The organism is Mycobacterium sp. 2YAF39, assembly GCF_052114565.1.
Taxonomy (GTDB): domain Bacteria; phylum Actinomycetota; class Actinomycetes; order Mycobacteriales; family Mycobacteriaceae; genus Mycobacterium.
The window spans coordinates 45,134-57,738 of the sequence record NZ_JBFREZ010000006.1 but is presented as its reverse complement, the minus strand read 5'-3'; the positions used below and the strand labels follow the sequence as shown (position 1 = coordinate 57,738).

The window sequence follows — 12,605 nt, the reverse complement described above, 5'->3', positions numbered from 1 at the left end:
ATTATTTCCCTTCCAGCACGGCGACGAGATTCTGTTGCAGCGCAGCACCACTGGTGGCGTGCGCCAGCACACGCTGCGCGGAGCCGTCGAAGATGTGCCTGGCCGCGAAACCGATCCGCTCCAGGCCCGCGGAGAACATCGGGTTGGCGGCCAGTGCACCACCCGATGGGTTGATCTTCGTCGACTCACCAAGGCCGATCGCTTCCTTCAGGATCAGCTGCTGGTGGGTGAACGGTGCATAGAGTTCGGCGACGTCGATCGATCCGGTGTCGCCGCCCGTGGCCGCCGCGGCCGACGCCGCCGTCGACGCCGATGTGGTCAGGTCGCGCGCACCGAGCACGGGGGTCTCGATGCGGTGCTCGATACCGGTGATCCATGCCGGGTTCTCCCGGAGCTCCCTGGCCCGGTCACCCGCGGCGAGCACGATCGCCGACGCGCCGTCGGTGATCGGTGCGATGTCGTGGCGGCGCAACGGATCTGCGAAGTATGGCCGGGAGAGCAGCTCTTCGATGCTCTTGGCCGGCTTCTCCGAGTCGGTGCGCTCGGAGGCCGCGAAGGAATCCAGCGCGACCTGCGCCATCTGCTCGACGGTCCACTTCCCGGAGTCCAGTCCGAGTCGTGCCTGCAGGCCTGCGGTCGAGACGGCGTCGGGCACCAGCGGCGCCACCGTGTACGGGTCGGTTTGCATCGCCAGCACCCGGCGCAGCACCCCGGCGCTGGACTTGCCGAAGCCGTAGACCAGCGCGGTGTCCACCGAGCCGGTCAGGATCTTGATGTAGGCCTCGTAGAGCGCCCACGCCGCGTCCATCTCCACGTGCGATTCGTTGATCGGCGGAACCGCGCCGATCGAGTCGATCGCGGAGAGGAACGAGAATGCGCGTCCGGCAAGGTAATCCGAGGAACCGGAGCACCAGAATCCGATGTCGGTCTGCTTGATACCCAGATCCTGGTAAAGCTCGGCGAAACAGGGCATCAGCATTTCGACGCCGTTGGTGGTGCCTTCGGTGCGGCGCACATGCGGAGCATGGGCGAAGCCCACGACGGCAACGTCATGAGAAGTCATGTGGGCATCCCTTACTGGTGGTGCTTGTAGGTTTCGTAGTCGGCGTCGGGTTCACCCGTCGGCCGGAAATAGTCGATGTTGTCGATGCCGAGACCCCATTCCTCGCGGGGCTTCCACACCGCCTCGACCCGCATGCCCATCCGCACGTCGGTCGCGTCGATCTCGGTGACCAGATGCAGGAACGGGATGTCTGCGCCGTCGAGCAGCACGTACGCCGCGACATACGGCGGCTTGATGCGCTGGCCTGCGAACGGGATGTTGATGATCGCGAACGTCGTCACCGTGCCCTTGTCGGGGAGCTCGATGAACTCGTCGAGCTGCTTGCCCGTCGCCGGATCCGCCTCCCGCGCAGGGAAGTAGACCTTCCCACCCTTCCCGGTACGCGCCCCGAGTAGCTTGCCCTCCTCGAGCGCACGCAGGAACGCACTCTCGGGAAGTGAAGCGGTGTGCTGGATTTCGATCGTCGTCGGAACGACGAGCATCGTGACCGGGTCGCGGTCATCGGTCGCCTCGGTGACAGGCTCGGCCTGATCGCCCAATGCGAAGTAGGCGATGTCGGTGATCGCACCGACCGGTTCGTCGGCCCAGTGCACGTGCACCCGGGCGCCGGTGCTGATCTCGTCCGACGAGCCGGCATCGACAGCGTGAAGCATCGCGGTGTCGGCGCCGTCCAGCTTCACCATCGCCCACGCGAACGGGCGGTCGAGTGGTTGGCCCTCGAGAGGCTCCGGCTGCCAACTCCAGGACAGCACGGTCCCGACGCTGCTCACCGGTACGATTTCGGTCAATTCCTCATAGGTGACCGGGTCGTATTCGGCAGGCGGCACGTGCACCCGACCGTCCGAACCGCGCACGCCGACGACGCGTCGCTCGCGCAGGGCGGTGAAGAACTGGGACAGGAGTGGTCCGACTGAACGGGTGTAGTCGAATGAGAGCCTCAACGGTGCCGAAAGAGGCGGCTCATGCGGATCGATCTGCACCGGGCTGCTTTGGCTGGTGGTCACGGCATCGAGTAGAACAGGTTCTAAGAATGGTTTCAACCATGGGTCGAGAGGCGGGCTAATGAAGCTAGGACTGCAGCTGGGTTATTGGGGGGCGCAGCCGCCGGAGAACCACGCCGAACTGGTCGCAGCGGCCGAGGAGGCCGAGTTCGACACTGTCTTCACCGCGGAGGCCTGGGGTTCGGACGCGTTCACGCCGCTTGCCTGGTGGGGTCGTGAAACGACCAAGATGCGGCTCGGTACGTCTGTCATCCAGCTGTCGGCCAGGACGCCGACGGCATGCGCGATGGCCGCCCTGACGCTGGACCACCTGTCCGGCGGCAGGCACATTCTCGGGCTCGGCGTCTCCGGACCGCAGGTGGTGGAAGGCTGGTACGGCGCCAAGTTCCCCAAGCCACTGGCGCGCACCCGCGAGTACATCGACATCCTCCGTCAGGTGTGGGCGCGAGAGGCACCCGTGCACAGCGATGGCCCGCACTACCCGCTGCCGCTGACCGGGGAGGGCACCACTGGTCTCGGCAAGAACCTCAAGCCGATCACCCACCCGCTGCGCGCGGATATCCCGGTGATGCTGGGTGCCGAGGGGCCGAAGAACGTCGCGCTGGCCGCCGAGATCTGTGACGGCTGGCTGCCGATCTTCTACTCACCGCGGATCGCAGGCATGTACAACGAATGGCTCGACGAGGGCTTCGCCCGGCCCGGCGCGAGGCGCAGCCGGGAGGACTTCGAGATCTGTGCGACGGCGCAGGTGGTCGTCACCGACGACCGCCCGGCGGTGATGGAGTTGATGAAGCCGCACCTGGCGCTCTACATGGGCGGTATGGGCGCCGAGGACACCAACTTCCACGCTGACGTCTACCGGCGGATGGGCTATGCCGAGGTGGTCGACGACGTCACCAAACTGTTCCGCAACGACCGCAAGGACGAGGCGGCCAAGATCATTCCCGACGAACTCGTCGACGACTCCGCGATCGTGGGCGACCTCGGCTACGTGCAGGAACAGATCAAGGCGTGGGAGGCCGCGGGTGTGACGATGATGGTGGTCGGCGCGCGGTCGCCCGAGCAGATTCGTGACCTTGCTGCACTGGTATAGAGCTCGGGTAGACACTTCCTTGCTAGTTGTCTAGTCCGCGTTCTAGATTGACCCGATGACTGCTAGCCAGCACACGGTCGCCGGCACCGTTCTGACCATGCCGGTGAAGATTCGCAAGGCCGCCCAGCACATGGCGATGTTCTCGGTCGACGCCGACGCCGCGCAGGCGATGATCGACTACAGCGGACTTCAGGTCTGCCGCTACCGGCCAGGCCGCGCGGTCGTCGTCCTGATGCTGATGCGCTACATCGACGGTGATCTGGGCGAGTACTACGAGTACGGCACAAATGTGATGGTGAACCCGCCGGGATCGGATGCCAAGGGGCTGCGCGCCCTTGGTTCGGCGGGCGCCTTCATCCACCATCTGCCCGTCGACCAGGAGTTCACCCTGGAAGCGGGGACCACGATCTGGGGCTTCCCGAAGGTGATGGCCGACTTCACGATTCGCGACGGCCACCAGTACAGCTTCGATCTCACCGTCGATGGCCAGTTCGCGCTCGGGATGGATTTCAGCCCCGGCCTGCCGGTTCCGCTGTCCGGACGCACCCAGGAGCAGACGTCGTACTCGCACCGCGACGGCGTCACCCGCGAGATCCCCTTCGAGATGACGCCATCGAGCCTGCGCTACCGGATCGGCGGTGCCCGTGTGCGGCTCGGCGAACATCCCTACGCCAAGGAACTCGCCTCGCTAGGCTTCCCGAAACGTGCGCTGATCTCCGGATCGGTTGGCAACGTGCAGATGTCGTTCGACGACGCGCAGGAGGTGTCACGATGACAGCTATCGAGGCAACGACGAAGCCGGACGTGGACCTCGCCGACGGCTCGTTCTACGCCGATCGTCCGACGTCCCGCGAAGCGTACCGATGGATGCGGACCAACGAGCCCGTGTTCCGTGACCGCAACGGGTTGGCCGCGGCAACTACATACGAGGCCGTGATCGACGCCGAGCGCAATCCCGAGTTGTTCTCGAACGCCGGTGGCATCCGCCCCGATCAACCAGCCCTGCCGATGATGATCGACATGGACGATCCGGCACATCTGTTGCGCCGCAAGCTCGTCAACGCCGGCTTCACCCGAAAGCGCTTGAAGGTCCAAGGCGATTCCATCGGCACGCTGTGTGACTACCTCATCGACCGGGTGTGTGAACAGGGTGAATGTGACTTCGTCACAGACATCGCCGCGCCCCTGCCGATGGCGGTCATCGGCGACATGCTCGGTGTGCTGCCCGACGAGCGGGAGCTGTTCCTCAAGTGGTCTGACGACATGATGGAAGGTCTGAGTTCCACTGTGTCCGAGGCCGATATGCAGGTCACCCTGGATGCCTTCATGGCGTACAACGAGTACACCATGAACAAGATCGAACAGCGTAGGGCCGAGCCGACCGAAGACCTGATCAGCGTTCTGGTGCACGCGGAGGTCGACGGTCAACGCTTGTCCAACGACGACATCCTGCAGGAGACCCTGCTGATCCTCGTCGGTGGCGACGAGACGACGCGCCACACGATCTCCGGCGGAACCGAACAGCTGATCCGCCACCCCGAGCAGTGGGAACTGCTGCAGCGCAATCCCGATCGGGTCCCGACCGCGATCGAGGAGATGCTGCGCTGGACGTCACCGTTGAAGAACATGGCGCGCACGATCACTGCCGACACCGACTTCCACGGGACGCAGCTGCGCGAGGGCGAGAAGATGCTGCTGATGTTCGAATCGGCGAACTTCGACGAAGCCGTCTACGGCGATCCCGACACCTTCAACGTTCAGCGAGATCCTAACAGCCACTTGGCATTCGGCTTCGGTACGCACTTCTGCCTCGGTAACCAGTTGGCCCGAATCGAGCTGATCAACATGATCAGCGCGGTCCTGCGGCGCCTGCCCGATCTGCAGCTTGCCGACGCGTCCGCAACGCTGCCATTGCGGGCGGCCAACTTCGTCAGCGGCCTCGAGGCGATGCCTGTGACGTTCACGCCCACCAAACCCGTGGGCTGAGGCGCCTACTTCATCTGGAAGTTCGGCGCGCGCTTCTCCTTGAATGCCAGCGGGCCTTCCTTGGCGTCATCGCTCAGGAACACCGGGATTCCGTTGGCGGTGTCGGGTTTGAACGCATCGAGCTCGTGCATTCCCTCCGCCTCGCGGATCGTCTTGAGGATCGCCTGCACGGCCAGCGGGCCGTTGTTGTTGATGACGTCGGCGATCTCGAGAGCCTTCTCGAGCGCGGTGCCGTCTGGGACGACGTAGCCGATGAGGCCGTAATCCTTGGCCTCGGCGGCGGTGATGTGGCGTCCGGTCAGCAGCATGTCGCAGGCGATCGTGTACGGAATCTGGCGGGGGAGTCGCACCGCGGAGCCGCCCATCGGATACAGGCTCCACTTGGCCTCCGAGATGCCGAACTTGGCGCTCTCGCCCGCGATGCGGATGTCGGTGCCCTGCAGGATCTCCGTCCCGCCTGCGATCGCGGGCCCTTCGACGGCTGCGATCAACGGCTTGGTGAGCCGCCGGCCCTTCAAGAGGCCCTCGATCTTCGTCGGGTCGAACGCGCCGCTCTTGAACGAATCTCCAGGTGGCGCCTTGGTCGCGGTCTTGAGGTCCATGCCCGCGCAGAAGTACCCGCCGGCGCCGGTCAGGATGCAGGTGCGGATCTCGGGATCCTCGTCCACCCGGTTCCAGGCGTCGACCATGATCGAGAGCATCTCGGTGGAAAGCGCGTTACGTGCCTCCGGCCGGTTCAGCGTCAGGATCAAGGTGTGTCCGCGCTGCTCAATGAGGGCGTCGGGGCCTTTCTGAGGGTCGCTCACGGGGGTCCGCCTTCCAGCGTCGATGCCACAGACTTGTCTGGAAATGTAACACGTTCTAGTTTAGGTCTCGTGGCCCTGAACATTGCCGATCTAGCAGAGCACGCCATCGACGCCGTGCCAGACCGTGTCGCCCTCATTTCGGGCGGCGAAGAGCTCACCTACGCCCAGTTGGAGGACAAGGCCAACCGCTTGGCCCACTACCTCCGCGACCAGGGCGTCAAGAAGGACGACAAGGTCGGGCTGTACTGCCGCAACCGCATCGAGATCGTGATCGCGATGCTGGGCATCGTGAAGGCGGGCGCCATCCTGGTCAACGTCAACTTCAGATACGTCGAGGGCGAGCTGAAGTACCTGTTCGAGAACTCGGACATGGTCGCGCTCGTGCACGAGCGCCGGTACGCCGACCGGGTGGCCAACGTGCTGCCCGAGACGCCGAACGTCAAGACCATCCTGTCGGTCGAGGACGGTAGCGACGACGACTACCAGCGCTACGGCGCCGTCGAGTTCTACTCGGCGCTCGAGCAGGGTTCGCCCGAACGCGATTTCGGTGAGCGCAGCGCCGATGACATCTACCTGCTCTACACCGGCGGCACCACCGGATTCCCCAAGGGCGTGATGTGGCGCCATGAGGACATCTACCGGGTCCTGTTCGGCGGCACCGACTTTGCGACCGGCGAGTTCGTCAAAGACGAGCACGACCTGGCCAAGGCCGCCGCGGAGAATCCGCCGATGATCCGTTACCCCATCCCGCCGATGATCCACGGCGCGACGCAGTCGGCGACCTGGATGTCGATCTTCTCGGGCCAAACCACCGTGCTGGCACCGGAATTCGATGCCGACGAGGTATGGCAGACGATCGAGAAGCACAAGGTGAATCTGCTGTTCTTCACCGGGGACGCGATGGCGCGCCCGCTGCTTGACGCATTGACCAAGCTGCATGACGGCGGACACGAGCCCGACCTGTCGAGCCTGTTCCTGCTCGCCAGCACCGCGGCGTTGTTCTCGACGAGCATCAAGGAGAAGTTCCTCGAACTGCTGCCCAACCGGGTGATCACCGATTCGATCGGCTCCTCGGAGACGGGCTTCGGTGGGACCAGCGTCGTGGCCAAGGGGCAGTCGCACACCGGCGGCCCGCGCGTGACGATCGACCACCGCACCGTAGTCCTCGACGAGGACGGCAACGAGGTCAAGCCGGGCTCGGGTGTGCGCGGAATGATCGCCAAGAAGGGCAACATCCCCGTCGGCTACTACAAGGACGAGAAGAAGACCGCCGAGACGTTCAAGACGTTCAACGGTGTGCGCTACGCGATTCCGGGCGACTTCGCCGAGGTCGATGAGGACGGCTCCGTGACGATGCTCGGCCGCGGTTCGCAGTCGATCAACAGCGGCGGCGAGAAGATCTACCCCGAAGAGGTCGAGGCCGCGCTCAAGGGCCACCCGGACGTGTTCGACGCGTTGGTGGTCGGCGTTCCCGACGAGCGCTTCGGCAACTGTGTCGCCGCCGTGGTGCACCGCAGGCCGGGAACCACGCCGACGCTCGCAGAGCTCGACACGTTCGTGCGCAACGAGATCGCGGGATACAAGGTGCCCCGCAAGGTGTGGTGGGTCGACGAGATCCACCGCACGCCTGCGGGTAAGCCCGACTACCGCTGGGCCAAGGACACCACCGAGGAGCGCCCGGCCGACGACGCGCACGCCAGCCATGTGGGATCCGCGAGTTGATGCGCACCGAACTGTGTGACCGCTTCGGCATCGAATATCCGATATTCGTCTTCACGCCGTCGGAGAAGGTCGCGGCCGCGGTCAGCAAGGCCGGCGGCCTCGGTGTTCTCGGCTGTGTGAGGTTCAACAACGCCGACGATCTCGAGAACGTGCTGTGCTGGATGGACGAGAACACCGACGGTAAGCCCTACGGTGTCGACGTCGTGATGCCCGCCAAGATCCCTCAGGAGGGCACGGCCAGCGATATCGACAAGCTCATCCCGCAGAGCCATCGCGACTTCATCGCCAAAACCCTTGCAGACCTCGGTGTTCCACCATTGCCCGACGACGAGGAGCAGAACGCTGGTGTGCTCGGCTGGTTGCATTCGGTGGCCCGCTCGCACGTCGAGGTGGCGCTCAAGCATCCGATCAAACTGATCGCCAACGCGCTTGGTTCGCCTCCGAAGGATGTCATCGACCAGGTGCACGCGGCCGGTGTGCCGGTGGCGGCCCTTGCCGGTAACGCCAAGCATGCGCAGCGCCATGTCGAGAACGGGGTGGACATCGTCGTGGCGCAGGGCCACGAGGCAGGCGGTCACACCGGCGAGATCGGCTCGATGGTGTTGTGGCCGGAAATCGTTGACGCGCTTGGGGGTAAGGCTCCTGTGCTGGCGGCCGGCGGTATCGGTACCGGTCGACAGGTGGCCGCGGCGCTCGCGCTCGGCGCACAAGGTGTGTGGATGGGCTCGGCGTTCCTGACCTCAGCCGAATACGATCTGGGCCACCGCAAGCCATCCGGGATGTCGACAATCCAGGAGGCGATGCTGCGTGCCGGCTCGAGCGACACCGTGCGCCGACGCATCTACACCGGTAAGCCGGCGCGGCTGCTGAAGTCGAAGTGGACGGATGCCTGGGATGCCGCCGATGCGCCCGAGCCGCTGCCGATGCCGCTGCAGAACATCCTCGTCAGCGAGGCTCATCAGCGGATGAACGAGTCGGACGACCCCGACACCGTCGCGATGCCCGTCGGGCAGATCGTCGGCCAGATGAACGAAATCCGGCCCGTCGCAGACATAATCGCCGAGTTGGTCTCCGGTTTCGAAGACGCCACCAAGCGTCTGGACGGTATCCGCGAGTCGTAATAGCAAACGCCGCCAAAGCGCTGTGGCACTTTGGCGGCGTTGCGTGTTACTGCTACGGCGTGATCTTCGTCTGCTCGTCGATCACGTTGGTCGCCGCACCCACGATGTCGCCCTGGTTCTCCAGGCCGTCAGCGTTGAGCTGCAGCACGTAGAGTCCGTCGGCGCCGGGGATCACCACGGTCTTCTGGGCGACGATCTTCCGCTGCCCATCGGATTCCCAGCTCCCACCGAGCTGGAAGGCCGGGTACTCGCCGAGGGTGCTGTTCTCACCCTCGTTCGACGCTTCCCAGCCCGCCAGGTTCTGCAGTTCACCGGGGGCCAGATCGATGATCTTCTGCGGGTCGACGTTGCCGGTCAGCTTCGACAGCAGCGCGACGATGCTCGGCGAATACTCGGCGGCTTCGGGCCCCGTGTAGATGATGGCGCCATAAGCCCACTCCGGGGTGTTCTCGCCGGCCGGCTCCCAGCCCGGGGGGATCGGCAGGTCGATGGTCGGCGCACCGGGGTCGCCCTGCTTGACCGGCGTCTCCTGGATGTTGTTCTCGGCGATGTAGCTGGCGATCGTCGGATTCGGGCCCGCGGCATCCTCGTCGCGCGGCGCGACCTTGGGTGTCGATGCCGGTGCAGCCTTCGCGCTCGTCGTCGTGGTGGTGGTCGTCGATTCCGACTTGCTCGTGCTCGGTTCGGTCTTGGTATCCGAGCCGCAGCCCGATAACACGAGAGCCAGAGCAGCGGCCAACGCGGCCGCTCCGGTGATCGCCGTGCGCCTCATCAGTCAACTCCTGTCGTCGTGGTCACAAATGCCGTAGCGAAGCGTAGTCCAAAAAGGCCGCTATGACGGGAGAGTGGATCTACTCGATCCAAATGGTGTCCGATTTGTTCACGACACCTCTGCAGTGCCCGACATAGCGTCGTTGACATGGACATTCGCCTGACATCAACCGTCTTCCAGGTATTCGCCGGTGACCTCGCGCGATCGCTGGACTTCTACCGCCTGATCGGCCTGCCGGTGCCCGACTCCGAGGCACCGCATGTGGCGGTCGAACTGCCGGGTGGCAACACGCTGGCATTCGACAAGGAGGAGACCATCGCCGCGATGCATCCCGGCTGGGCTCCGCCATCGTCGCCGGAGAGCAGGCTCGCGCTGGCCTTCGGCGTCGACGCACCCGGCGAGGTCGACGCGCTCTTCGAAAAGATCACCGCAGCAGGCTTTTCCGGGTTGCTGAAGCCCTACGATGCGCCGTGGGGCCAGCGCTATGCGACCGTTGCCGACCCCGATGGCAACTGGGTGGATCTGTTCGCCCCGCTCGCGTCCTGACGAAACCACGCCAACGGAACGCCGGCGAGCGTGCGGACCTCGCGGTGCAGATGCGGTTGGTCCGCATAGCCCGCGCGGGCGGCGACCTCGGTGAACGGGAGCCCCGCATCAAGCAGTCGCCGGGCGTGGCGGAAGCGCAGGACGCGCCTCAGGGTCGCGGCGCCGTAGCCGTAGACAGCGGTGCTGTGCCGTTGCACTGTGCGCGGGGACCAGCCGTGGACGCCGGCCAGGTCGGCGACGGTCGACCCGGCGGCGAGGCTGTCGGTGACGTGCCTCAACTGCGGCAACGTCCACGGCGCGGTTTCGCCCCGCGGCGCTTCGGCGGCAAGGTGGGTGGTCATCTCGGTCAGCGAATGGGCCCGTGGCGGCAGCCGTCGCAGATCTGAGAGGGCCACCCGGCGGTTGCGCAGCTCGACCGCCGGAATTCCGAGCAGCCGGGGCAGGATGCCGGGCCGAAACCGAAGGCCGACGTAAGGATCTCCGTCGCGCTCCGCCACCGACGCGGCCGTGTCCGGACCTGCGACGACGATACGATCGTCCATCGAGATGAGGTCCATGCACCCGTCGGGCAGCACCCGCACAGCCGCGGGCGGCCCGTCCACCGCCCACGCGGACTCGACCAGGTCGGTCAGCTCGGTGGGTGGTGCGAATTCGCGGTACCCCACGTCCGCCAGGTTACCGATATCGGCTGGACGCCCGTGAACCCAGAAACTCTTCGATCGCATCCGCTGCCGCGTCCGCGCCGTCGCGCTCACGGATACGGGCTCCGATGCTGGTGGCCGCGGCGCGGTACGTGGGGTCACCCAATGCTTTTTTTACAGCTTCGCGAATTCGTTTACTGCCAGCCCGTTTCGGTAACAAAATGGCTGCACCGATTTTCGCGAGTTGTGCACCGACCCGCTTTTGGTCGATGAGCGGATTGGCCGGCATGACGACCAGGGGGACACCGAACGACAGGGCCCGCATCGCGGTGCTGTGGCCACCGTGCCCGACCACCAGCGACGCGCCGGCGAGCACCTCGTCGTGGTCGAGCCATGAATGCATGGACGCGTTGGGCGGTACTCGCAGACCGGCGGAGTCGATGCCGGGCCCGACGGTGACGATCGCCTCCACGGCCAGCGGTTCGACGGCGTCGAGGATGTTTTGCAACATGCGGCTTTGGCCGGCGTAGGCGCAGGTACTCAGGCTGATCAGAATTCGCGGCGTCGGAGCAGGAATCGCTTGTGTCGGCGTGCCTTGCCACACCACGCCGACGTGCTGGGCCGTCGGAATACCCCGCATTGGATCGAGATCCGCACGGGCAGTGACGATTTGCAAAAGATCCCTGCGGTCAGCACGCAGCGGGGTGATGCCGCGCAAACGCTGCATCCATCCAATGGGGCTCGACTGCATGTCCTGAACACCCCGGTAGAAGCAGTGCACGAAGGCCACTGCAGGGATTTTGGCTGATACGACCTCGGTGATCGCGGCGGCGAATACGACATCGACCACCACGGCATCGACCCCGATACGCCGAGCCACGTCCACCGCGCAGAGCCCGTAACGCCGATCAAGGGTCACCTTGGCGAAGTCGGTCATCATCGCGGGTAGTGAGCGCCGAGCGATCGGATTGAAGCGGCGTCCTTCGGCGAACTCCTCGAACGGAAGCCCCTCGGTTTCGATCCGTTCCCGAATTCCCCGATGGCCGAGGACGTGGACGTCGACACCGCGGTTCCTCAGTGTGCGTGCGACTTTCGATTGCGGAGGGATATTGCCGCCGCCGTCGAACATGACGAAGAGAACTTTCATCGGCCGCTGTTCTCTATATCGCGATGTGCAGGCGCGGTAAGCAGTGCTTCGGCCATCAGCAGCATGCGATCGGAGACGTCGCCCACGGACAATCCGCGATCGTGGCGCAAGAGTTTCCAGGTGTAGACGTCGGTCGCCACCACGAGCACGTCGACCAGCCGGGTGCGTTCGGCCGGTTGTTCGGGCAACCGGGTATCGAAAACCTTCTCAACCCATGCGCGATGGCCAAGGCGGCCTGCGCTGTTCATCCGTTGCGCTCGGGAGTCTTTGTCTTCCTGGGCCAGCGTCGCAAGCACCATGGTGCCGCGACGCTCGTAGTGCGCGATCAGAAGATTCAGCGCAGATGTGGGATCGTCCGGCGGGGGCTCACGCTCGGCGCGGATGTTGTCGAACAGCCGCTGCCACGCGGTGTCGATCAACGAATCGCGAGTCCCGAAATGACGGAGCACAGTCTTGACTGTGACGTCGGCCCGCTCAGCCACCGCCGGCAGAGTGATGGAGTACGTTCGCTCTGCCTCGAACGCGCTGATGGCTGCGTCGATGATCGCGTCGCGAGTGGCATCTTTGGCCAGCTGACGTGCGCGCATGTCGTACTTGCGAGCTTTCATGTCCATGGCAATGTACATCAAATTTGCTTTTGGTGTACATGCCAAGAGACACCAATTCTTGCCGATGCAACGAGGTCCACTCACCCGATGTGTGCTGCG

At 64.9% G+C, this 12,605-nt stretch carries 13 protein-coding genes; 6 read left to right on the top strand and 7 right to left on the bottom strand.

Annotated elements, in window-relative coordinates; genetic code table 11:
* Position 1: 1 nt before the first annotated feature.
* Both AB4Z42_RS17960 and AB4Z42_RS17955 read right to left on the bottom strand, forming a co-directional pair.
* Positions 2–1,063 carry a thiolase domain-containing protein gene (locus AB4Z42_RS17960; protein ID WP_442010571.1) on the bottom strand — a complete coding sequence of 354 codons (1,062 nt, stop codon included), beginning with the start codon at positions 1,061–1,063 and terminating at the stop codon, positions 2–4.
* A gap of 11 nt (positions 1,064–1,074) precedes the next feature.
* Positions 1,075–2,067, bottom strand: coding sequence for a Zn-ribbon domain-containing OB-fold protein (locus tag AB4Z42_RS17955; RefSeq protein WP_442010570.1), 993 nt, complete (start codon positions 2,065–2,067; stop codon positions 1,075–1,077).
* A 58-nt stretch (positions 2,068–2,125) separates the two neighbouring features.
* On the opposite strand from AB4Z42_RS17955, the gene AB4Z42_RS17950 reads away from it, so the two are divergent.
* The 3 genes from AB4Z42_RS17950 to AB4Z42_RS17940 are packed head-to-tail and all read left to right on the top strand — an operon-like array spanning position 2,126 to position 5,143.
* Positions 2,126–3,157, top strand: a complete 1,032-nt coding sequence (locus tag AB4Z42_RS17950; RefSeq protein ID WP_442010569.1) for an LLM class F420-dependent oxidoreductase — start codon at positions 2,126–2,128, stop codon at positions 3,155–3,157.
* Positions 3,158–3,212: 55 nt separating this feature from the next.
* A complete protein-coding gene (locus AB4Z42_RS17945; RefSeq protein ID WP_442010568.1) occupies positions 3,213–3,932 on the top strand; it encodes an acetoacetate decarboxylase family protein in 720 nt (239 codons plus the stop codon).
* Positions 3,929–5,143, top strand: a complete 1,215-nt coding sequence (locus AB4Z42_RS17940) for a cytochrome P450 (protein ID WP_442010567.1) — start codon at positions 3,929–3,931, stop codon at positions 5,141–5,143. The genes AB4Z42_RS17945 and AB4Z42_RS17940 overlap by 4 nt, the downstream gene beginning before the upstream one ends.
* A 5-nt stretch (positions 5,144–5,148) precedes the next feature.
* Here the strand turns inward: AB4Z42_RS17940 and AB4Z42_RS17935 are convergent, their stop codons facing one another.
* A complete protein-coding gene (locus AB4Z42_RS17935; protein WP_442010566.1) occupies positions 5,149–5,949 on the bottom strand; it encodes a crotonase/enoyl-CoA hydratase family protein in 801 nt (266 codons plus the stop codon).
* A 69-nt stretch (positions 5,950–6,018) separates the two neighbouring features.
* Between AB4Z42_RS17935 and AB4Z42_RS17930 the strand changes: the two genes are divergently transcribed.
* Both AB4Z42_RS17930 and AB4Z42_RS17925 read left to right on the top strand, forming a co-directional pair.
* Positions 6,019–7,671, top strand: coding sequence for an acyl-CoA synthetase (locus AB4Z42_RS17930; protein WP_442010565.1), 1,653 nt, complete (start codon positions 6,019–6,021; stop codon positions 7,669–7,671).
* The gene (locus AB4Z42_RS17925) at positions 7,671–8,792 is read left to right on the top strand and encodes an NAD(P)H-dependent flavin oxidoreductase (RefSeq protein ID WP_442010564.1); all 1,122 of its coding nucleotides are present in this window, start codon (positions 7,671–7,673) and stop codon (positions 8,790–8,792) included. The genes AB4Z42_RS17930 and AB4Z42_RS17925 overlap by 1 nt, the downstream gene beginning before the upstream one ends.
* 52 nt (positions 8,793–8,844) lie before the next feature.
* On the opposite strand, the gene AB4Z42_RS17920 is transcribed toward AB4Z42_RS17925, so the two are convergent.
* Positions 8,845–9,564 (bottom strand): LpqN/LpqT family lipoprotein, encoded by a 720-nt coding sequence (locus AB4Z42_RS17920; RefSeq protein WP_442010563.1) that lies wholly within the window; start codon positions 9,562–9,564, stop codon positions 8,845–8,847.
* 147 nt (positions 9,565–9,711) lie between these two features.
* Here AB4Z42_RS17920 and AB4Z42_RS17915 point away from each other — a divergent pair, with 147 nt between their 5' ends.
* On the top strand, positions 9,712–10,110 hold the full coding sequence (locus AB4Z42_RS17915) for a VOC family protein (RefSeq protein WP_442010562.1): 399 nt from the start codon (positions 9,712–9,714) through the stop codon (positions 10,108–10,110).
* Here the strand turns inward: AB4Z42_RS17915 and AB4Z42_RS17910 are convergent.
* The 3 genes from AB4Z42_RS17910 to AB4Z42_RS17900 all read right to left on the bottom strand — a co-directional run bounded on the left by AB4Z42_RS17910 (position 10,047) and on the right by AB4Z42_RS17900 (position 12,506).
* Positions 10,047–10,775 (bottom strand): helix-turn-helix domain-containing protein, encoded by a 729-nt coding sequence (locus AB4Z42_RS17910; protein WP_442010561.1) that lies wholly within the window; start codon positions 10,773–10,775, stop codon positions 10,047–10,049. The two genes, AB4Z42_RS17915 and AB4Z42_RS17910, sit on opposite strands and share 64 nt — an antisense overlap.
* Positions 10,776–10,785: 10 nt before the next feature.
* Positions 10,786–11,691, bottom strand: a complete 906-nt coding sequence (locus AB4Z42_RS17905) for a glycosyltransferase (RefSeq protein WP_442010560.1) — start codon at positions 11,689–11,691, stop codon at positions 10,786–10,788.
* 203 nt (positions 11,692–11,894) lie between these two features.
* The gene (locus AB4Z42_RS17900) at positions 11,895–12,506 is read right to left on the bottom strand and encodes a TetR/AcrR family transcriptional regulator (RefSeq protein ID WP_442010559.1); all 612 of its coding nucleotides are present in this window, start codon (positions 12,504–12,506) and stop codon (positions 11,895–11,897) included.
* Positions 12,507–12,605 lie beyond the last annotated feature (99 nt).